The organism is Seonamhaeicola marinus, assembly GCF_008085455.1.
The window spans coordinates 374,475-395,049 of record NZ_VSDQ01000679.1 but is presented as its reverse complement, the minus strand read 5'-3'; the positions used below and the strand labels follow the sequence as shown (position 1 = coordinate 395,049).

The 20,575-nt window shown below is 32.6% G+C and carries 20 protein-coding genes and 1 tRNA gene; 9 read left to right on the top strand and 12 right to left on the bottom strand.

The window, feature by feature from the left end; translation table 11 throughout:
- Positions 1–641: 641 nt before the first annotated feature.
- Positions 642–914 carry a hypothetical protein gene (locus tag FUA24_RS12905; RefSeq protein WP_148542949.1) on the bottom strand — a complete coding sequence of 91 codons (273 nt, stop codon included), beginning with the start codon at positions 912–914 and terminating at the stop codon, positions 642–644.
- 156 nt (positions 915–1,070) lie between these two features.
- On the opposite strand from FUA24_RS12905, the gene FUA24_RS12900 reads away from it, so the two are divergent.
- Positions 1,071–1,364: a hypothetical protein gene (locus FUA24_RS12900; protein ID WP_148542947.1), complete on the top strand. Its 294-nt coding sequence runs from the start codon at positions 1,071–1,073 to the stop codon at positions 1,362–1,364.
- 75 nt (positions 1,365–1,439) lie between these two features.
- On the top strand, positions 1,440–1,613 hold the full coding sequence (locus tag FUA24_RS25220) for a hypothetical protein (RefSeq protein WP_187388275.1): 174 nt from the start codon (positions 1,440–1,442) through the stop codon (positions 1,611–1,613).
- Here the strand turns inward: FUA24_RS25220 and FUA24_RS12895 are convergent.
- The 4 genes from FUA24_RS12895 to mce all read right to left on the bottom strand — a co-directional run bounded on the left by FUA24_RS12895 (position 1,610) and on the right by mce (position 3,825).
- The gene (locus FUA24_RS12895) at positions 1,610–2,800 is read right to left on the bottom strand and encodes a site-specific integrase (protein ID WP_317131960.1); all 1,191 of its coding nucleotides are present in this window, start codon (positions 2,798–2,800) and stop codon (positions 1,610–1,612) included. The two genes, FUA24_RS25220 and FUA24_RS12895, sit on opposite strands and share 4 nt — an antisense overlap.
- A gap of 185 nt (positions 2,801–2,985) precedes the next feature.
- A tRNA-Ile gene (locus FUA24_RS12890) sits at positions 2,986–3,059 on the bottom strand.
- Positions 3,037–3,354, bottom strand: coding sequence for a GIY-YIG nuclease family protein (locus tag FUA24_RS12885; protein WP_317131959.1), 318 nt, complete (start codon positions 3,352–3,354; stop codon positions 3,037–3,039). The genes FUA24_RS12890 and FUA24_RS12885 overlap by 23 nt, the downstream gene beginning before the upstream one ends.
- 69 nt (positions 3,355–3,423) lie before the next feature.
- Positions 3,424–3,825 (bottom strand): methylmalonyl-CoA epimerase, encoded by a 402-nt coding sequence (mce, locus tag FUA24_RS12880; protein ID WP_148542945.1) that lies wholly within the window; start codon positions 3,823–3,825, stop codon positions 3,424–3,426.
- A gap of 118 nt (positions 3,826–3,943) precedes the next feature.
- On the opposite strand from mce, the gene rbfA reads away from it, so the two are divergent.
- Entirely contained in the window at positions 3,944–4,339 is a 396-nt protein-coding gene (rbfA, locus tag FUA24_RS12875) for a 30S ribosome-binding factor RbfA (RefSeq protein ID WP_148542943.1), read from the top strand.
- A gap of 59 nt (positions 4,340–4,398) precedes the next feature.
- A complete protein-coding gene (locus FUA24_RS12870) occupies positions 4,399–5,613 on the top strand; it encodes an ABC transporter permease (RefSeq protein ID WP_148542930.1) in 1,215 nt (404 codons plus the stop codon).
- Between the two features lie 19 nt (positions 5,614–5,632).
- Here the strand turns inward: FUA24_RS12870 and FUA24_RS12865 are convergent, their stop codons facing one another.
- The 3 genes from FUA24_RS12865 to FUA24_RS12855 all read right to left on the bottom strand — a co-directional run bounded on the left by FUA24_RS12865 (position 5,633) and on the right by FUA24_RS12855 (position 8,231).
- A complete protein-coding gene (locus tag FUA24_RS12865) occupies positions 5,633–6,757 on the bottom strand; it encodes a C1 family peptidase (RefSeq protein ID WP_148542928.1) in 1,125 nt (374 codons plus the stop codon).
- A 69-nt stretch (positions 6,758–6,826) separates the two neighbouring features.
- On the bottom strand, positions 6,827–7,822 hold the full coding sequence (gene dusB, locus FUA24_RS12860; protein ID WP_148542926.1) for a tRNA dihydrouridine synthase DusB: 996 nt from the start codon (positions 7,820–7,822) through the stop codon (positions 6,827–6,829).
- Between the two features lie 22 nt (positions 7,823–7,844).
- Complete coding sequence (locus tag FUA24_RS12855; protein ID WP_148542924.1) at positions 7,845–8,231, bottom strand: DUF4345 domain-containing protein; 387 nt, start codon at positions 8,229–8,231, stop codon at positions 7,845–7,847.
- Positions 8,232–8,309: 78 nt separating this feature from the next.
- On the opposite strand from FUA24_RS12855, the gene FUA24_RS12850 reads away from it, so the two are divergent.
- Positions 8,310–9,092, top strand: coding sequence for a class I SAM-dependent methyltransferase (locus FUA24_RS12850; RefSeq protein WP_148542922.1), 783 nt, complete (start codon positions 8,310–8,312; stop codon positions 9,090–9,092).
- An 83-nt stretch (positions 9,093–9,175) separates the two neighbouring features.
- Positions 9,176–10,972: a translation elongation factor 4 gene (gene lepA, locus FUA24_RS12845; RefSeq protein ID WP_148542920.1), complete on the top strand. Its 1,797-nt coding sequence runs from the start codon at positions 9,176–9,178 to the stop codon at positions 10,970–10,972.
- Between the two features lie 12 nt (positions 10,973–10,984).
- Here lepA and FUA24_RS12840 read toward each other — a convergent pair whose 3' ends face one another.
- Genes FUA24_RS12840 through FUA24_RS12825 form a run of 4 tightly spaced genes read right to left on the bottom strand, consistent with a single transcriptional unit; the run spans position 10,985 to position 15,446 of the window.
- Complete coding sequence (locus FUA24_RS12840; protein WP_148542918.1) at positions 10,985–11,260, bottom strand: hypothetical protein; 276 nt, start codon at positions 11,258–11,260, stop codon at positions 10,985–10,987.
- Between the two features lie 10 nt (positions 11,261–11,270).
- Positions 11,271–12,035 carry a LytR/AlgR family response regulator transcription factor gene (locus FUA24_RS12835; RefSeq protein WP_148542916.1) on the bottom strand — a complete coding sequence of 255 codons (765 nt, stop codon included), beginning with the start codon at positions 12,033–12,035 and terminating at the stop codon, positions 11,271–11,273.
- A gap of 15 nt (positions 12,036–12,050) precedes the next feature.
- On the bottom strand, positions 12,051–13,061 hold the full coding sequence (locus tag FUA24_RS12830) for a sensor histidine kinase (protein ID WP_148542913.1): 1,011 nt from the start codon (positions 13,059–13,061) through the stop codon (positions 12,051–12,053).
- A gap of 15 nt (positions 13,062–13,076) precedes the next feature.
- The gene (locus FUA24_RS12825) at positions 13,077–15,446 is read right to left on the bottom strand and encodes an outer membrane beta-barrel protein (RefSeq protein WP_148542911.1); all 2,370 of its coding nucleotides are present in this window, start codon (positions 15,444–15,446) and stop codon (positions 13,077–13,079) included.
- A 404-nt stretch (positions 15,447–15,850) separates the two neighbouring features.
- Between FUA24_RS12825 and FUA24_RS12820 the strand changes: the two genes are divergently transcribed.
- The 3 genes from FUA24_RS12820 to glgB are packed head-to-tail and all read left to right on the top strand — an operon-like array spanning position 15,851 to position 20,441.
- Entirely contained in the window at positions 15,851–17,272 is a 1,422-nt protein-coding gene (locus FUA24_RS12820; RefSeq protein ID WP_148542909.1) for a glycogen synthase, read from the top strand.
- Positions 17,265–18,530 carry a glucose-1-phosphate adenylyltransferase gene (locus FUA24_RS12815; RefSeq protein WP_148542907.1) on the top strand — a complete coding sequence of 422 codons (1,266 nt, stop codon included), beginning with the start codon at positions 17,265–17,267 and terminating at the stop codon, positions 18,528–18,530. Before FUA24_RS12820 ends, FUA24_RS12815 begins: the two co-directional genes overlap by 8 nt.
- 3 nt (positions 18,531–18,533) lie before the next feature.
- Complete coding sequence (gene glgB / locus FUA24_RS12810) at positions 18,534–20,441, top strand: 1,4-alpha-glucan branching protein GlgB (protein WP_148542905.1); 1,908 nt, start codon at positions 18,534–18,536, stop codon at positions 20,439–20,441.
- Positions 20,442–20,575: the final 134 nt, after the last annotated feature.

The following is a 20,575-nucleotide window of genomic DNA, read 5'->3' as shown; positions in this document are numbered from 1 at the left end:
CCATTTTATTCCGAACAATGTAATAGCTGTTAAAAGAAAAATAGTAAATATTATTATACCCCATATACCCTGATTATCGATCATATAGATGTTAGTCTTATCAACGAAAAACCTAATTACTAATGCTATGGTTATAATAACTCGGCTTGTTACGAGAAAAAAGGAATTTCGATTAATGTTCTTTTTTAAGTTTCGGAGCATAATCAGTTAAGAAAAAGTTGACACTATAAAGATAACTATTATTTCAATACTTAAATTTCACTGCTCATTTAAATAATAATTTATCTAAATGTTTCTGTTTTTCTAAAATGAATACTAATTATTGATTTACAGGTAATTCCGTGTTACCTAATACTAGAGAGTCTTAATAATTCACTTACAGTTTCAATTGGCACATCGTTGAATAACAGTACAGCTGAAGCTAAAGTTCTCCTAGCAATGTGAGTCGTAAACTTTTTATCAATTCCAGTTATGACCATTGTTGATTTACAGAATAAAACACCTAGAGAACAAAAGATTTATTTAGTTGATATTTATAAAGTCTTTACCTTTAATAAAAAGGGAGGCTTATGCCGAATGGACAGATAATGGATTCATTTTGTTGAGAACAGATTATTTAATAATGAATATATCCAAAGTTACTACGATGAATAGGAGTCTGAAACTAATTTTTGTAACAACTCATTAGGCTCAAGTCCTTTTATTAAATCATTTAATTTCTCTCCGTATTTGGCTATCTCTACATCATATTTATAAAAATCACTAGTATCCTTTGCTTTAATTTTAAAGTTGTTTAGACCATTTATACTTCCTTCCAAATGCACAATATTCATGAATATGGTAAAACAATCATTGCTTAAAGAAGGAACTCCTTGATTCCTAATTACTCCACCAAAATGCCTCGTGTACTTCATTTACATCAGAACAATTAATATGTTTATCAAAGTTTAAATATAGAAAGTAAATCTAAACACCTAGTGATTCTTAAATAATATTTGTTGCTTAAACATTATCCACCATCTGAAAAAATTTTTCCTACATTTGAAAATGAACCTTAACTAATCAAATAAATGGACACACAAACTATTACTTTTGTAGAATTTGAAAACTTCCCTAACCATCCCAATTGTGAAAATGGATGGAGTGAAGATTATGCAAAATTATTAATAAATAAAGCTTTAGAAGAAATTGAGCATCATAGTGATATAACTAACGTGGTCATTACTAAATATGTTTGCAGAGCAATTGATGAAACAAACTTATCTACTGAAGTATGTTATGTAGAAACAGAACAACCTGGTTTTTTTTATATTATGCGGGATATGGTGGCAAGTGTTAATGTTGTATATAATAGATGGGATTAAATGATTAAAAAAATTTGGGCTTATTTCATACGCTTACTGGGATTTTTTTTCATTCTAAGTATAATTGGCAATGTTATGGGATTACTTAGTGGAAAATTAATTGGAACAAGTAGAGTTGAAAAGTTTGAATATTTAACAGCACTATTATTAGCATGCCTTCTTACCTATTTATGTTTTAGATATTCTAATAGATTACTTAGAAAAAAACCTAAAGATGAAATTGATAATATAGGAAAAGAGGGAAGCTAAGCTCTTCCCTTTAATTTATTTATTTCCAAACTAATCCTTTTTTCCACTACTTTTCCGTAACTGTCCTGTGTTATCTTCAAACTTGAATGTCCCAATAGCTCGCTTACTATCTCCATTGGTACATTATTAAACAACAACACGGTTGAAGCAAAAGTTCTCCTTGCCATATGAGTTGTCAATTTTTTATCGATTCCAACTATTGCTCCAACTTCCTTTAGGTATGAATTATACTTTTGATTTGTAATTCTAGGAAATATAAAGCCATCTTTATTATACCCTTCTATAATTTTTAAAGCTTTTGGCAACAATGGAATTGACAGTGGTTTAGCTGTTTTCTGTCTGTCTATCTTTATCCATCTATTTCCATCAAATCCATTAATAATATGCTTAGATTCAAGTAGCATTAACTCATTATATGGCAACCCTGTATAACAACAGAAAATAAACAGGTCCTGTACAAACTTTAATCTAGACTGTGAGAAGTTATGCTTTTCAAGTTTTTCCAACTCTTCTGGAGAAAGAAACACTATACTATTTTTAGTCCTTTTTGCCTTATACAACATAAAGGGGTCTTTATCCAAATAACCTTCAGCTACAGCAATCCTAACAGGCTTTCTAAAACGTTGTATCATTTTATTTATGGTAGCTTGACCCAAAACTTTCTCCGTTTTTAAATAGTACTCAAAATCAACTATAAACTGTTGTTTCAATTTATTTAATGGATAATCGTTGCGTTTATATTTATGCTTGATAAAATCTTTTACATGCTTATATGAGTAATCAAATTTTATCCATGTCGCTCTTTTTATATCAATGCCTATAAGCTTTTTTAAAGATTCCAAATAACGTTTGAAAGCTTCAAGTGTTCCTTGCTCTTTTTGAGTTTTTTCTCCTTTATATTGAAGATAAATGTCTTCTACGGCAAAGCTTTCTTGCTTAACTTGAAGCATTAAAAAAGCCTGACTAAGTTTTGTCTTAATCAGGCTTAATTGTGTGTTAATGAGTTTAGCATCAGGTTCAAGTGGTTTGACCAGTTGTTGTTTGCTATTCCAGTTATCTGGATTTATAAATTGTCCACTAGAGAATTGATGTCTTTGTTTATCATATGTTATCCTACATCTTATAGGACACAAACCTTTTTTGTTAAGCTTAGTTTTCCTAACTAAGAACAGTATATTTAATTTCATAATCTTAATATTTAAAATGGGGTACCTGAAAATCCTTTTGGGGCACCTAGTGGGGTGCTTTTTTACTAAAAAACTTGGCAAGTTGACCTCTAGAAGGGAAATGCAATTAATGCACGCAATGCAGCTATACCAAGGAATAAGACACAAAAAAACCCAAACTAAAAATTAGCTTGGGTTTTAAGAGGTGGTCCCACCTGGGCTCGAACCAGGGACTTTCTGATTATGAGTCAGATACTCTAACCAACTGAGTTATAGGACCTGTTATATTTTTCTTTTATCCATTGTTTTCCGTATCCAGATTTTAAATACTTCTCTCGCTTCCTAGCTTCTAATCTAGTATCAAATCTTTCAAAGAAAAACAATTTCCACGGACGGTATCCTTTTGTACTTTTTGTTCTTCCTTTATTATGTTCTTCTAGCCTTCTTTCTATATTAGAAGTCATTCCAACATAAAAACGTCCATCTTTTTCACTTCTAAGAACGTAAACCAACATCATTATAAGCCTTTCTTCAGATACTCCCTGCCTGCTAACCGCAGGTAGGCAGGTAACCAACTGAGTTATAGGACCTGAAATTGGAGTGCAATATTACTACTATTTTTAATATACTGCAAGCTTTTTTGCTTACTTTATTTCTTGGCACAACTCTATTAACACGCCATTAGAACTTTTTGGATGCAAAAAGGCCACTAGCTTATTATCTGCCCCTCTTTTAGGTATTTCATTTAATACTATAAAACCTTCATTTGTAAGCCTTTTTATTTCCGCTCTTATGTCATCAACATCAAAAGCTATGTGGTGAATACCTTCTCCTTTTTTTTCAATAAACTTTGCAATTGGGCTATCATCTGTAGTAGCCTCTAACAATTCTATTTTATTGGTTCCTACATTAAAAAACGAGGTCTTTACGCCTTCGCCTTCAACATCTTCAATTTTATAATGAGGTTGTCCAAACAATTTTGAAAATAGTTCGTTAGAAGCTTCAATATTCTTAACGGCTATTCCAATATGCTCAATTTTATTCATTTACATTACTTTTAAGGAAAAATACAAAATTTGCTTATCAAAAAGTAATAATCTTTAAATATCCTTTACTTTTGCAAAACCATTGTCTCATAATGAGGTATTTAAAAGTTAAATAAACGTGGAAGAGAGTCAAAGACAAAAAAAAATAGCATCTGTACTGCAAAAAGATTTAGTTGATGTTTTACAAAGAGCAGCAACGGAGGGCGGATTAAAAGGTGTTTTAATATCGGTTACCAAAGTTTCGGTTACTGTAGATTTATCTATAGCTAAGGTTTACTTAAGCATTTTTCCAAATGATAAAGCCAAAGAATTAGTAGAAGGCATAAAAGAAAACACCCCTTTTATACGCCATGAATTGGCACAACGCACAAAGAATCAATTACGAAGAATGCCAGAATTAGCTTTTTTTATTGATGATTCTTTAGAATATATTGACGGTATAGAGCGTTCTTTAAAAGGGTTAGACAACCCTATAGAAGATCCAGATTTACTTGATAAAAGAAAAAAATCATAGTCGGGTTTTAAAAAATCTTCATTAATTTGTTATTGCATGAAGCTTATTTCTTTTAATTTTTGAATTTCCCGCTTTACATAGCAAAACGTTACCTGCGCTCTAAGAGCTCAAACAACGCTATTAATTTTATTACCAATATTGCACTTATTGGTATTATTCTAGGGTCTGCTTCTTTGTTTGTTGTATTATCAGGATTTGCAGGTCTTAAAGATTTTACCTTAGAATTTACTAATGAGATTGACCCTGACTTAAAAGCACTACCGGCTAATGGAAAGTCTTTTATTCTATCCGAAGATGAGATTGCTAACCTTAATGCATTAGATGAAATAGCTTCTTTCTCCAAAATTATTGAAGAACGCACTATAGTGTCTTCTCAAGACAAAAAAGGGTTGGCTATTATTAAGGGTGTTGATGGAAATTTTCACAATGTAGTTAATATTGGACCTCAAATTGACCATGGCAGTTGGCTAGAGCAAAACTCAAATCAAATTGTTACTGGGTTAGGAATTGCTAGCAATTTATCCTTAGGAATTTTGGATTTCACTACTCCTGTTAATCTCTATGTGCCTAAACCCGGAAAAAAACAAATAAGTAGTATTAAAGGTGCTTTCAATACTGTAAAAGCCGCTAATGTTGGCGTATTTTTTATTAATGAAAAACTAAGTGATAATTACATTTATGCCCCTATTTCCTTAGTAAGGCAGCTATTAAACTACGAGCAAAACCAAGTATCTGCTGTAGAATTTAAGCTGCAGCCCAATACCGATGAAAGCATTGCTTTACAGCGTATTCAATCTGTTTTAGGAGATAAAATTATTATTAAAAACAGAGTACAATTAAATGATGCGCTTTATAAAATGTTAAATAGTGAATACCTAGCTGTATATCTCATTTTTACTCTAATTTTAATTATTGCCTTTTTTAATGTTATTGGGTCACTTATTATGATGATGTTAGACAAAAAACAAAGTCTAAACACCTTATTTAACATGGGCGTTTCTATAAAAGATATAAGGAAAGTATTCTTTTACCAGGGCAGTTTAATGAGTATTGTAGGTGGTTTTATTGGCGTTACAATTGGATTGATACTTATTCTTAATCAACTTTACGGTCCAGATTTTTTAAAAATTTATATTACTCCAGACTTGGTCTATCCTACTAAAATAAAACTAACTAACATTGTTTTAATATTTGTTACCATTTCTGCTTTGGGCATTCTAGCTTCCAAAATTGCTTCGGCAAGAATTACTAAAAAGTTGGTGAAGAATATCTAGTCCCCTTCTAATTAGGTACTTATTCTATAAACAATTCTGTAGCTATCTTTTTGGGAATAGCTTGTTTATGAAGTGTTACGCTAATAGCCTTTAATCTCATGTAACTCTCACTAAAATATACATAGCCTCCGTTAGCATTTCTATTTGGGTCTGTTCCCCAACTATTCTTAACCTTATAATAGGTTGTTCCATTCTGATCCTTTAAAACTCCTGTAATATGCATTAAATGGTCATCTGTAGTCGTGAAATTCTCAAATTCGTCTTGGCGATACTTTTGAGTTATCTGTTTTTCTGGATAAATACCTTCTAAAGCCTTTTTATTGTTTTCTGAAAATGTAGGAACAACTGCTAAACCCGCTTTTGAAGAGAATGTAGATTCACTAACATCACAATCTAATTCTACAGTAAAACCTTTTTCTAAGGCATAATTTATAGTTGCAATCATGTCATTAAGAGGAACATTATAAAAACTACCATTACTCCAATTATCAGGAATATTCAATACAAATTTTGAATAAAATGGTTCATGTGTAAACGATGTAATACTCACATAATCCTTTGGATTTAGAGTTGTCATTTCAAGAAAAGATGCCGACGTATATTGCTTTCCATCATATTCAAAGGTTGTTGGGTTACCTCCAATATAAGCTGTTAATACACCATCTATTGCTGCTCTCCATTTTTTGCTTAATTTTCCATTAGGGTTTTTCACGTACGTTTCCACCATACTTCTTAAAATGGCTACTAATTCAGAAAGATTGTGTCTATTTTCATCTTGCAACAATCCATTAAACGCAGAATTAGGAACTATACCATATTTTTCTACGGCATTTAAAACATCGTGAGCTAAACCACCTTCACTAAACTGGGCTTTACCTTGGCGCATAATATAATTTTCAGCCTTCATTGGATAGGTATTACGAACCGTAAACATTTCCGAAAGATCTATTTGCTTTCCTGTTAATCTTATAATTTCAGATTCTAAAAAAGAAGTACTGGAAAAACTCCAACAAGTACCAGTATTACCCTGACTTATAACAGGAGTTGCTTCGAGATTAATAACTTCATTGAATTTATAAGGCTCTTGAGCGTTTGCCAATACAGCAAAAACAACCACAAATATTGAAAGAATTACTTTTTTCATTTTAAAACAATTAATGTTTTAAAAATACTGAAATAGTCTGATTAAAAAGAAGTTCGAATAAACGAAATTTTAAGATATAAACTGAAAGTCTCCAAACTTCTCCAGCACCTCATCAAACGTAGCGAATACATCTTCTGGTTTATCACTTGTTACCATTTTGGTGCGGTAATCTTTAAAATGAGGAATACCTTTAAAGTAGTTGGTATAATGTCTACGTGTCTCAAACACCCCTAAAATAGGTCCTTTCCAGTCTATAGACATTTGAAGGTGACGTCTGGCTGCTTCAACACGTTCTACCATAGAAATTGGAGGTAAGTGTTCTCCTGTTTCAAAAAAGTGTTTTACTTGTTTAAAAAACCAAGGATTTCCAATACTTGCACGACCAATCATTGCACCGTCTAGTCCGTAACTATCGCGCATTTCAGCAGCTCTTTCTGGCGAGTCTACATCACCATTTCCAAATACTGGAATATGCATTCTTGGGTTATTTTTTACAGCTGCAATAGGTTTCCAATCGGCATTACCCTTATACATTTGCGCTCTTGTACGCCCATGAATAGAAATGGCTTTACAACCTACATCTTGTAATCTTTCAGCAACCTCAACAATTTTAATAGACTCATGATCCCAACCTAAACGGGTTTTAACCGTAATAGGTAAGCTAGAACGCTTCACCATTTCTTCCGTAAGCTTCACCATTAAATCAATGTCTTTCAAAATACCGGCACCAGCGCCTTTACTTACTACCTTTTTTACTGGGCAGCCAAAGTTAATATCTATGATGTCTGGTTTAGACCTTTCAACAATATCAATGGTTTGCAACATGCTATCAAGGTTAGCTCCAAAAATTTGAATACCTACAGGTCTTTCTTTCTCATAGATATCTAACTTCATAACACTTTTAGCAGCGTTTCTAATCAACCCTTCACTAGATACAAATTCGGTATATACAACATCTGCTCCCTGTTCTTTACACAATGCACGAAAAGGAGGGTCGCTAACATCTTCCATTGGTGCTAAAAGCAACGGAAAATCAGGAAGTTCTATGTTGTCTATTTTTACCATTGTATTATTTTGGTTTGCAAAATTAATGCTTTTTTCCGGTTAATACCCAAATACCGTAAAATCCTAAAACTAATTCGCCCGCAGTACCATAAATATAGGCCAGGGAAGGAAGACCATCAACAAGTAAACTAATTACCCTTCCAAAACCCAAACCTAGCATAAAAATCATATTACTCCATAAGGCAAGTTTTAAAAACTCGGGCTTAAAAACACCTAAAATCCACAGAATAGAAAACCCGATATAAATACCCATAACGGCTTTAAAAAAATTAAATTCATCTATGGTGTTGGGTTCTATTTTTATTTGAGATTCAATATTAAAGCCATAGATAATAGAAACAACCAGTACCACCACACTAGAAATTACTAAGTGTATTTTAGTTATGACTTCCTGGTTATTAATTTTCATTAGCTCCTTTTAAGAACTAAATTTACTTGTTTTTTATTGAAACACTTACTTTTATGTAAAAATCTAATTTCCAAAAGAATGAGCACTAAGTACAACACCATTGGCAAAGGTTATAACAATACCAGAAAACCAGATCCTTATTTGGTTGAGCGTATGCTGTTTCATTTACAACCACAAACGGCACTTAGGTATTTAGATATTGGCTGTGGTACTGGAAACTACACCAACGAATTCCAAAAAAAAGGGTATCACTTTATTGGTATTGATCCTTCTGAAAAAATGCTCAATAAAGCTAAAAGCAAAAATACGCAAGTGGACTATCACCTCGGAACTGCAGAAAATACCAATCTAAATTCTGAGTCTGTTAACGGAATCATAGGCAGTTTAACCATTCATCATTGGTTCAGTTTAACCAAAGCTTTTACAGAGCTTTATAGGGTTTTGAAACCTAAAGGGCGCTTGGTAATATTTACCTCAACACCCAAACAAATGCAAGGGTATTGGTTAAATCATTATTTTCCAAAAATGTTGCAGGATTCTATCGTACAAATGCCTTCTTTTGAAGTTGTAAAGGAAGCAATGGAACAAGCTAATTTTACTATTAAAAAAACCGACCCGTATTTTATTCAACCCGATTTACAAGATAAGTTTTTATACTGCGGAAAGGAAAACCCAGAATTGTACTTTGATGAAAACATACGAAACGGCATTTCTTCTTTTTCCCATTTAGCAAACATGGCAGAGGTTGAAAAGGGTCTTCTTGCTCTTAGAACCGATATTGATAATGGAACCGTTAAAAAAGTTATGGAATCTTATGAAAATAACTTGGGAGATTATCTGTATATTGTTGCTGAGAAATAAGAGCAACTAAGGATAATAAAAACTCCCTTTTATCTTTAATTAAATAGAGTATCTTTGCGCCTCTATTGACGTAAGAAACAGAAATGAAGAATATTAGAAACTTTTGTATTATAGCACATATAGACCATGGTAAAAGTACCTTGGCAGACCGTTTATTAGATTATACTGGTTCTGTTACAGCAAGGGAAAAACAAGACCAGTTACTTGATAATATGGATCTAGAGCGTGAACGTGGTATTACCATTAAATCTCACGCTATTCAAATGGATTATGAATACAAAGGTGAAAAGTTTGTATTAAACCTAATTGACACGCCTGGTCACGTAGATTTTAGTTATGAAGTATCTAGATCTATTGCCGCCTGTGAAGGTGCACTTTTAATTGTTGACGCTGCACAAAGCATTCAAGCTCAAACTATTTCTAATCTTTATTTAGCTTTAGAAAACGATTTAGAAATTATTCCTGTTCTTAATAAAGTAGATTTACCCAGTGCCAACCCTGAAGAAGTTACCGATGATATTGTTGACTTATTAGGTTGTGACCCAGAAGAAGTCATTCATGCAAGTGGTAAAACAGGTTTTGGAGTAGATAATATTTTAGCTGCTATTATAGATAGGATTCCAGCACCAGAAGGTGACCCAGATGCTCCGTTACAAGCTTTAATTTTTGATTCGGTTTACAATACGTTTAGAGGTATTGAAACCTATTTTAGAGTTTTTAATGGTGAAATTAAAAAAGGCCAACATATTAAGTTTGTTGCAACAGATAAAGACTATTATGCAGATGAAGTTGGTACTTTAATGCTTAATCAAGTTGCAAAACAAAGCGTAAAAACTGGTGATGTAGGTTACCTAATTACTGGAATAAAAACGGCTAAAGAAGTAAAGGTTGGAGATACTATTACAGATTTTGCTAAACCTACTACCAATATAGTTGAAGGATTTGAAGACGTAAAACCAATGGTTTTTGCTGGTATTTACCCTGTAGATACCGAAGATTATGAAGAGCTTAGAGCTTCTATGGAGAAACTTCAACTTAATGACGCTTCTTTGGTATTTCAACCAGAGAGTTCTGCCGCTTTAGGTTTTGGTTTCCGTTGTGGGTTCTTGGGTATGCTTCATATGGAAATTATTCAAGAGCGATTAGAGCGAGAGTTTGATATGACTGTTATTACTACGGTTCCTAACGTATCTTACCACGCCTATACCAATAAAGAACCAGACGAAGTTATTATTGTAAATAACCCATCAGACTTACCTGAACCTTCTACTATAAATCGTGTTGAAGAGCCATTTATTAAAGCTACTATAATTACAAAAGCTGATTTTGTAGGTAATGTAATGAGCTTGTGTATAGAGAAAAGAGGTTTAATAACAAATCAAACATACTTAACCACAGAGCGCGTTGAGCTAACTTTTGAAATGCCTCTAGCAGAAATAGTCTTTGATTTTTATGATAGATTAAAAACAGTCTCAAAAGGTTATGCTTCTTTTGATTACCATCCAATAGGAATGAAAGTTTCTAAATTGGTAAGACTAGACATTCTTTTAAATTCACAATCTGTTGATGCACTTTCTGCCTTAATTCATGCAGATAATGCACAATCAATAGGACGTAAAATGTGTGAAAAGTTAAGAGAATTAATTCCGCGTCAGCAATTTGATATTCCTATTCAGGCTGCTATTGGAGCTAAAATCGTTTCTAGAGAAACTATTAAAGCCTTACGTAAAGATGTAACTGCTAAATGTTATGGTGGAGATATTTCACGTAAACGTAAACTTTTAGAAAAGCAGAAAAAAGGTAAAAAACGTATGCGACAAGTAGGTAATGTAGAAATACCGCAGCAAGCGTTTATGGCAGTTTTAAAGTTAAATGATTAGATTGTTATCCAACTAAAAAGGGTTTCTATCAAATTTTAAATTCTCTGGAAGACTCAAATCTTCCAGTTCATCCTTGTTAACATATGGGATATCTTCAGTAATTTTCATTCGTGAGATATGAACTGCATTTAGGGTATTAACATTCCAAACTATCATATACCCCATCATCTCTTCCGTTACTTTAACAACATAGAAATCATATCTGTTTTCATTTATATCTATAGGCTTAAATTTTCCTTTAGTAGTGCGAATTTCATTTAAAACTGTTATCCAATTGTCTTTTCCCATCTCTATTAATTTAACCCTCTAACCATTTTCTGAATTCTGAAGTTATAGCAGTACTTGTCATAACCTTATCTTTAACCCCGCTTAAGGAAATAAGAAGTCTGTTTTTAAAATGATTTTCTATGTTTTCTATATGATCTATACTAACTATTTGACTCCTATTAATTTTAAAGAACTTAATTGGGTTTAATTGCTTATAAATTGCTCCAAGGGTATCAGATATAATATGTTTCTTTCCTTTAGGATCAAAAGCCAAACAGAAGTCTCCGGAGGCTTCTACCATAACAATATCTTCTGTATTTAAAAGTTGAATTCCCTTGTTCTTTTTTATCACAAACCGTTTTTTAAACACCATGGTTTCTTCTGTTAAAGCGCTTTTAAGGTTTGATAATATATTATGATTCAATTGGCCGTATTTACCTTGTTGAAATAGGTTTTCATACTTTTTTATAGCATCATCAAAAGCATTTTTAGAATACGGTTTTAAAATATATGCAATACCGTTAGTACTAAATGCTTTAAATAAATAATCGTCATGCGCTGAACAAAAAATAATAGGACAATCCACCTGTATACTATCAAACAAATCGAAAGAGATACCATCTAACAACTGTATATCGGATAAAATATAATTATACTTAGTATTAGAAAGCAAAGCTCTTGCATCTGCATTAGACCGAGACCAATTATGCTCTATTTCATAACCATAATAGCTATTTAATGAATCTAATAACTTTTTGTAAGCTGGTATTTCATCTTCAATAATTAGAACCTTCATCTGTCAACTACTTTATTATTCTTCAGTTAATTTAATTATAGGAATGGTAACTTTAAAACTATCTTGTTTATTAATTACCATTACTTCATCATCGGTTAACAATTGGTATCTACTTTTCAAATTGTTTAATCCTGTGCCTAAACTTTTGTTAGACTGTAAAAACTCTTGTTTAGAGTTTTCAACTTTAAGAAAATGTTCTTCTATAGTAATATCAGCCTTAACAGTGCCTTTATTTAAAGGTTTGTTGTGCTTAACTACATTTTCCAACAATGCTTGTAATGCGCCTGTGGGTATGAATTTGTCTTCAATAGTTGTATTTAAAACAATATTAAAACTATAGTCATCTTCAAACCTTGTTTTCATTAAGAAAATATAATTTTCTGCAAACTGTAGCTCTTTAGATAACTCCATGACCTCGGCATCTTTGGTCTGAATTAGATATCTATAAATTAAAGACAATCTGTTAATGTACTCCTTTGCTTTGTCTGAATCTCTATCTATTAAACTATCTAAAGTGTTCAAATTATTAAATAAAAAATGAGGATCAATTTGAGATCTTAATAGCTTTAGTTCATTTTCTTTTTGCTGCTCTTTTATTTTAGAAATTTGAGATTGAGATTCATAGAATTTCTTAGTGAGCAAAATGCCCAAAGGAAAACCTACGGCATCGGCACCGTTAAATATAGAATATAATATTAGGTTGTATGCATTTGGAAATTCTTCCCAATCTGAGCCGTTAGTTAAAAAACCTGTGACGCGCTCTGTAACACCAATTAAAAGAACTACTAAAACAGCATATAAAGTAAACTTTACATAGTTTTTCCTTTCAATTAGAAACCTTGGTATTATATAATACATAAACACTAACAACCCAATAAAAGAGGCTATTGAAAACATCGGGATGTCTATTAAATATTCAATTAAGGTTTCGTCTTGATCATAGTAATCAAAAACATTTAAAATTGAACTTATTACATAGAAAATACCAAGTATTAATAAGTCTGATTTATTGAGTTTTGTTGTCATTTTTAAGTCCTCAAATTAGTTAGTATCTCTAATTCTATCTTCTTCGGCATTATTAGAATTTCTACTAGATTTTTTCTTTCCGAATTTAGATCCAAAACTATAGGTTAACCTTAATTGAACATTCTGTCTAGAACCATTACTTTCTACATCTGCAATACCATTACCATAATCTATGTTACCAACAAAACCTCTATTAAGCATTTTATTAAAACCTAAATTTACTCGTAATTTTTCATCCATGAATTTTTTTCCGAACGAAAAATCCAATTCTGCCAACCAATCTACATCTATTTGCCCTTCTAAAGCACCTGTACCATAATTACCGCTTAACTCAAAGTCAATACCCCAAGGTAATTCATAAGAGGCCTGCACAAACCAATATAAATTCCACTTGTTTAAGTCTAAGTTATAGGTTGACGATTGAAAATCTGTATTGGTAACAATCACACCCGTATAACCTTCTAAGCCATCTACAAAACTTAATGGAGCAAAGAGTCTAAAATTCCAGTTAGCATTATTTTCTACATTTACCTCTTGCTGTCTAATCTGTGCCGTTTCATTATTCTGTCTAATTAATTGAAATATGACATCTTCGGTTTTACTATAACCAATTGTAAAAAACGGCTGCCCTTCATAAGTTAAGTTAAACTGGTAGTTATTAGTATATGCAGGTGTTAAATTAGGGTTTCCTTCACCAGCTGAAAACGGATCTAAAAATGTAGCAAAAGAGTTTAAACTATTATACGATGGCCTTTGAATTCTATAACTATAAGATAAACTAGCGCCTAAAACATCATTTATTTTTCGACTAATAGAAGCACTCGGAAACAGTTTTTTAATTGGTCTTTCTTGAATTTGAGTTACAAGGTTTCCGTTTTCCATGAATATAGATGTACCATCTGTATTACTATCTTCATACCGCAAACCTGCCGAAAGCGACCATTTTCCAAAATTGGCATTAACCTTAGAATATGCTGCAAAAATAGTTTCGTTTATTAGAAATCTACTACTTTCTTCTTCAACACTATCAAAACCACCATTGTTTTCTATAAGAGATTGTAAATCATTATCTGTATCTACATCAGCATAACGAGACCCTACACTTAGCTTTAAATTATCGGTAAAATTTTTGGTATAATCTAATCTGTATGTTTTTATTGTATATGCACCATCTTGAATATACCTTCTATCTGTAAAAGGCACTGTACTCCCCGCTATGTCTCTTAAAGAGTTTACATTATCATTTACAAAATCAACATAATTAAAATCTAAAATTAACTTATCTGTCTCTGTCTTAAACTCGTAATATGGATTGATGTTAAAATTGGTTCTTTGTCTGTTATAATCATTCTCAGAAAAGAGGGTATTAGAGCTATTTTCATCACTAATAATGGTTGTACTAGATACAATTCTCTTGGAATCTCTGCTGCTAAATCGACTTCCTATACCTATAGAATGTTTATCATTAATATAGTAATCTACATTTCCTCTTATAGAATAATTCACAGGATCATAAGGTTCTCTAGTAACTTGATCATAGGTTTCATCTCCAACAGTTCTAACTAAAAAGAGATCTTCTCGCCACGTTGGTTGCGAATGATTTACACCTGCTTGCCAGTTTAACTTGTTCTTATAACTGGCAATAGAAAATCCTGTACCATACTCAAAGCCTTCATCTTCACCTACCCATACATTGGCGCTTCCATGTGTTCCTAGTTTTACGTTTTTCTTTAATAGAATATTAATTATAGCTCCAGAACCAGAGGCTTCGTACTCCGCTCCTGGTTGTTCTACGACTTCTATTTTGGCAATATTATCTGCTGGAAAATCTCTAAGCAGTGTTTGGATGTCCATGTACTCTGTAGTTTTTCCATTTATTAAGATTCTCACCCCTCTATTTCCTGCAATTGAAATACCATTATTGGTTACTAAAACTCCAGGAACTTTGCGCATAACATCTTGCAAACTGGTGTTAATCATTTCAGATTTTTCTAAATCTACTACCAGCTTTTCTGCGGTTTGTTTTATTACCGGTCTTTTGCTTTTAACTACAACGGCATCTAAGCTCTCAGCTTCAACTTTTAACTGAATAGTTAGTTCCTTATTTGCTTCTAAGGCAAACTCAACTTTTTCATTTTTGTAACCTAAACTTATAACTTCAATAATATAATTTCCTTTTTGGATGTCTTCGAATAGATAGGTTCCCTCGTCATTAGAAATAACACCTTGAGGGCTTTCCTTAGTTTCTTCTGTATACAACAATACGTTAGCATATGGCAAAGGTTCCTTATTCTCATCAAGAATTTTTCCTGAAATAGAATTTTGCGATTGCCCAGTTGCAAATACTAATAATAAAACATAAAATAATAATGATTGAAACTTCATAACTGCGTTTTTTGATTGATGGCGCTAAATTGCAGTTATTCTTCTTTATTTAAAAAGAGAAACTGATGAATTGGGATAAAAAAGGGTTTATTTGGGATATAATCCGGAGTTAAAAAATTGAGATTTAAAATAATTGTATTGCTTAATGCTACATAAGCGCCACTTGGATTTTGCAATACTTCGCTTTTTTTTATATGTTTTTTGCCCTTAAAACCCTAACAGTCCCTACTAGAAGACCTCATTGTTTTTTATTGAAAATTAGAATTAAAAAAAGGGTTTTAGTATTTTTTTTTAGCGATAATTTTGATTATTCGTAATAATGCTATTTTTTCTTTAAAAATTGTCCTACAACACTTTTATATACAATATTTTTGTATGTTTATAACAAACACACAGAATGTAGTATGACAATAATACATATAAGTGCAGAATGTTATCCTGTAGCCAAAGTAGGTGGTTTAGCAGATGTTGTAGGAGCCTTACCGAAGTACCAAAGTACCGATGAAATTTCTTCAAAAGTTATCATGCCTTTTTATGATAACAAATTTACCAAGACTCATAGTTTTCACAAGTTCTACTCTTCAAATATTAAGCTTGGAAGTGACATAATAGAATTTAATGTGTTAACTCTAAATGATAATAATTTAGGTTTTGACATTTTCTTTGTTGATGTACCATCATTACTATTTAAAGACTATGTGTATTCTAGTGAAGATACAGAGCGTTTTCTAGCATTTCAAATTGCAACCTTAGATTGGCTATCTACTTGGAATGATATACCAGATATTGTTCATTGTCATGATCATCATACAGGTTTAACGCCATTTATGATGAGAGAATGTTTAAAGTATGAAAGATTTAGAGAGATTCCTTCAATATTTACCATTCATAATGCGCAATATCAAGGTTGGTTTTCGCATGATAAGGTAGGCCTTATCCCTGAGTTTAATTTTGATAATGTTGGGCTTTTAGATTGGGGTGGAACTATTAACCCTCTTGCTGCAGCAATAAAATGTGCTTGGAGAGTTACAACCGTATCTCCAAGTTATATGGAAGAGCTTAAAACTGCCGCCAATGGATTGGAAGGCCTGTTAAGCAGTGAAGCAGACAAATGTGTAGGCGTACTTAACGGAATAGACACTGCTGTTTGGAATACAGAAACTGACCCGTTTATTGATACAAACTACAGTTTAAAAAACCTTGTTAAGGGTAAAACTGCAAACAAAGCATATTTATGTAAAAGATTTAATCTAGATCCCAAAAAACCACTATTTGCTTTTATAGGTAGGTTGGTTTTAGAAAAAGGGGCAGATTTGTTTCCAGAAGCGTTTAAAACTATTATTAAAGATAAAAAAGCTTCTATCTTATTACTCGGTTCTGGTAACCCTGAAATACAAAATCCTTTAGAAGAATTACTTGAAGGAAACGAAGGTATTTATAATGCCTTTATTGGTTACGATGAGGCACTTTCTCATAACATTTATGCCGGTGCAGATTTCTTGTTAATGCCTTCTAGAGTAGAACCTTGTGGTTTAAATCAGATGTACTCATTACGATATGGTACTGTTCCTATTGTTAGAAGTATTGGAGGTTTAAAAGATACTGTTACCGATATTTCAGATGCAAATGGGTTTGGTATTTGTCACCAAGAAATAACAGCAGCCAGTATGGTTAACGCTGTAAATAGAGCCATAGAACTGTACAATGATAAAGCCAGATATCGGAAAATACAAAGACGAATAATGGCAATAGACCATTCTTGGAATAAATCAGCAGAAACTTACATAAACTTATACGAATTAATAAAACATCCAATCAATGATTAACGACAAAGCACTAGCCATAATTCTAGGTGGCGGCCAAGGATCAAGACTTTACCCCCTAACAAAAGACAGATCTAAGCCAGCAGTACCAATTGCAGGGAAATATAGATTAGTTGATATCCCAATTTCAAACTGTATAAACTCAGACCTTAAACGTATCTTCGTTTTAACACAGTTTAATTCGGCTTCACTAAACAAGCATATTAAAAACACCTATCACTTTAGTTTTTTCAGTAGTGCTTTTGTAGATGTTTTAGCAGCTGAACAAACACCTGAAAATAAAACTTGGTTTCAAGGTACGGCAGATGCGGTAAGGCAAAGCATGCATCATTTTTTACAACATGATTGCGAGTATTTCTTAATCCTTTCTGGAGATCAATTATATCAAATGGATTATGATGAAATGATTAGAGCTCACGAAGCAAGTGGAGCTGAAATATCTATTGCCACTATACCTGTGAATGCTAAGGATGCCCCAGGATTTGGTATAATGAAAGCTAATGATGAAAATGTTGTTACCTCATTTATTGAGAAACCAGATCCTGATTTACTTCCTGATTGGACATCAGATGTAAGTGATGAGATGAAAAGTCAAGGTAGAAATTACTTGGCATCAATGGGTATTTATATTTTTAACAGAGACCTTATGGTTGAGTTAATGAAAAACCCGGATACCATTGATTTTGGAAAAGAAATTATTCCACAAAGTATTGAAAAGCATAAAACGGTAAGCTATCAATATGAAGGTTACTGGACCGATATAGGAACTATAGAATCGTTCTTTGAGGCTAATATAGGTTTAACCGATGATATTCCTGCCTTTGATTTATATGACAAAAGCAGACGTATTTACACAAGAGCGCGTATGCTCCCTACAACAAAATTAGCTGGAACAACACTTGAAAAAGCTGTTATAGCAGAAGGATGTATTATTAGTGCAGCAAAAATTGAACGCTCTGTAGTTGGTATTCGTTCTAGAATTGGTAAAGATTCTACTATTATTAATACCTATATGATGGGATCTGATTATTATGAAACTCTTGAAAAAATAGAAGAAGAACACATAGACGTACTTCTTGGAATAGGAGAACGATGCTACATAAAGAATGCTATTATTGATATTAACTGCCGTATTGGAGATGACGTGAGAATTAATGGTGGACCTCATTTAAAAGATGTTGAAACCGATACTTATGTTGTAAGAGATGGTATAGTAGTTATTAAAAAGGGAGTAACAATCCCTAAAGGATTTACACTTTAATTTATGGCACATGTAAAAGCTTATAGTCTATTTACAGATTTTGATATTGATTTATTTAAATCCGGAAAGCACTACAGACTTTATGAAAAATTTGGTTCTCATTTAGCTACTGTTGATGGTATTGAAGGTACCTATTTTGCAGTTTGGGCACCTAGTGCAAAAGAAGTTTCTGTAATTGGCGATTTTAATTTTTGGAACGGAGAAGAGCACAAACTTAATGTAAGATGGGATTCTAGTGGTATCTGGGAAGGTTTTATACCTTTTGTTGGCAAAGGTAATTTATACAAGTATAAAATTCATAGCCATCATAATGGTGTAGTAACAGAAAAAGCAGACCCTTATGCAAGACGATGTGAGCATCCTCCAAAAACGGCATCCGTAATTTGGGAAGATGATTATAAATGGAAAGATAGTTCTTGGTTAAAAAAACGAAAGCATCACAATGCCTTAGATGCCCCGTATTCCGTTTATGAAGTTCATATTGGATCTTGGAGAAAAAATGCCGAAGAAAATCGTTCGCTATCTTATTTCGAGCTAGCTGATGAGCTAGTAAATTATGTGAAAGATATGGGCTTTACTCATGTAGAGTTTATGCCTATCATGGAATACCCTTTTGACCCTTCTTGGGGATATCAGTTAACGGGTTACTTTGCGCCTACTTCTAGATATGGCTATCCCGAAGAATTTAAATATTTAGTAGATAAGCTACATCAAAATGATATTGGTATTATTTTAGACTGGGTGCCATCTCATTTTCCAGAAGATGCACATGGTCTTGGTTTCTTTGATGGATCACATCTTTATGAACACCCAGATAGAAGAAAAGGGTATCATCCAGATTGGAAAAGTTTAATCTTTAATTACGAAAGAAACGAAGTAAGATCGTTTCTAATTAGTAATGCTATATTCTGGCTAGACCAATACCATGCTGATGGCTTAAGAGTTGATGCCGTAGCTTCAATGTTGTTCTTAGATTATTCACGTGAAGATGGCGAATGGGAGCCTAACATTTTTGGTGGTAGAGAAAACCTTGCCGTAATAGATTTCCTAAAAGAGCTCAATCTGGAGGTATATAAATCATTCCCAGATGTTCAAACTATTGCAGAAGAGTCTACAGCCTTTCCAATGGTTTCTAAACCAGTATTTACAGGCGGCTTAGGCTTTGGTATGAAATGGATGATGGGCTGGATGCATGACACCTTAGAGTACTTTGGTAAAGACCCAGTTTACAGAAAATATCATCATAACGAAATTACATTTAGTTTAGCCTATGCGTTTACCGAAAACTTTATGCTACCACTATCTCATGATGAAGTAGTATACGGAAAGAACTCTATTTTAGGAAGAATGCCAGGTGATGAGTGGCAACGTTTTGCTAACTTAAGATTACTTTATGGTTATATGTTTACCCACCCAGGAACTAAGTTATTATTTATGGGTGGTGAATTTGGACAATATAACGAATGGAATTTCCAAGAAAGTTTAGACTGGAACTTGTTAGACTTTAAACCTCATCAAGAAACACAGGCCTATTTTAAAGCCTTAAATCATTTCTATAGAGATACACCAGCATTGTTTGAAAAAGCCTTTGATCATGAAGGTTTTGAATGGATTAGCTATGACGATCATGAAAATTCTGTGATATCCTATATGAGAAAAGGGAAGAATGAAGCTGATAATGTTATTGTGGTTTGTAACCTAACGCCTACCGTTAGAAAAAAACATAGAATAGGTATTCCTGTAAAAGGAAAACTTGTTGAAGCCTTTAATTCTGATGCTCCTGAGTTTGGAGGTGGTGGTGTTGGAAATAAAAGAGGTATTAATGCCAAAGAAAAAGAATGGAATGGTAAAAACTATTCCGCAGAAATAACTATTCCTCCTCTTGGAATGGTTGTATTTAAAATCCAATAAAATATTAACTTATATAATATTTAATTTACCCATTAAATATTTAATGTTTACTTAATAAAAGCGTGGTTTTTTTAAAGAATTACCACGCTTTGAATTATACGATTTTTTTACCTTAGCCCATTCATAACTAACTG

Excerpts from the sequence above, each read along its gene's own strand:
- FUA24_RS12825 (WP_148542911.1), bottom strand. The coding sequence starts at position 15,446 with ATGAAGTTTCAATCATTATTATTTTATGTTTTATTATTAGTATTTGCA.
- FUA24_RS12840 (WP_148542918.1), bottom strand. The coding sequence starts at position 11,260 with ATGGGAAAAGACAATTGGATAACAGTTTTAAATGAAATTCGCACTACT.
- FUA24_RS12855 (WP_148542924.1), bottom strand. The coding sequence starts at position 8,231 with ATGAAAATTAATAACCAGGAAGTCATAACTAAAATACACTTAGTAATT.
- FUA24_RS12820 (WP_148542909.1), top strand. The coding sequence starts at position 15,851 with ATGACAATAATACATATAAGTGCAGAATGTTATCCTGTAGCCAAAGTA.
- FUA24_RS12865 (WP_148542928.1), bottom strand. The coding sequence starts at position 6,757 with ATGAAAAAAGTAATTCTTTCAATATTTGTGGTTGTTTTTGCTGTATTG.
- glgB (WP_148542905.1), top strand. The coding sequence starts at position 18,534 with ATGGCACATGTAAAAGCTTATAGTCTATTTACAGATTTTGATATTGAT.
- lepA (WP_148542920.1), top strand. The coding sequence starts at position 9,176 with ATGAAGAATATTAGAAACTTTTGTATTATAGCACATATAGACCATGGT.
- FUA24_RS12850 (WP_148542922.1), top strand. The coding sequence starts at position 8,310 with ATGAGCACTAAGTACAACACCATTGGCAAAGGTTATAACAATACCAGA.
- FUA24_RS12900 (WP_148542947.1), top strand. The coding sequence starts at position 1,071 with ATGGACACACAAACTATTACTTTTGTAGAATTTGAAAACTTCCCTAAC.
- FUA24_RS25220 (WP_187388275.1), top strand. The coding sequence starts at position 1,440 with ATGGGATTACTTAGTGGAAAATTAATTGGAACAAGTAGAGTTGAAAAG.
- FUA24_RS12835 (WP_148542916.1), bottom strand. The coding sequence starts at position 12,035 with ATGAAGGTTCTAATTATTGAAGATGAAATACCAGCTTACAAAAAGTTA.
- dusB (WP_148542926.1), bottom strand. The coding sequence starts at position 7,822 with ATGGTAAAAATAGACAACATAGAACTTCCTGATTTTCCGTTGCTTTTA.
- FUA24_RS12905 (WP_148542949.1), bottom strand. The coding sequence starts at position 914 with ATGAAGTACACGAGGCATTTTGGTGGAGTAATTAGGAATCAAGGAGTT.
- FUA24_RS12830 (WP_148542913.1), bottom strand. The coding sequence starts at position 13,061 with ATGACAACAAAACTCAATAAATCAGACTTATTAATACTTGGTATTTTC.
- mce (WP_148542945.1), bottom strand. The coding sequence starts at position 3,825 with ATGAATAAAATTGAGCATATTGGAATAGCCGTTAAGAATATTGAAGCT.
- FUA24_RS12895 (WP_317131960.1), bottom strand. The coding sequence starts at position 2,800 with ATGAAATTAAATATACTGTTCTTAGTTAGGAAAACTAAGCTTAACAAA.
- FUA24_RS12815 (WP_148542907.1), top strand. The coding sequence starts at position 17,265 with ATGATTAACGACAAAGCACTAGCCATAATTCTAGGTGGCGGCCAAGGA.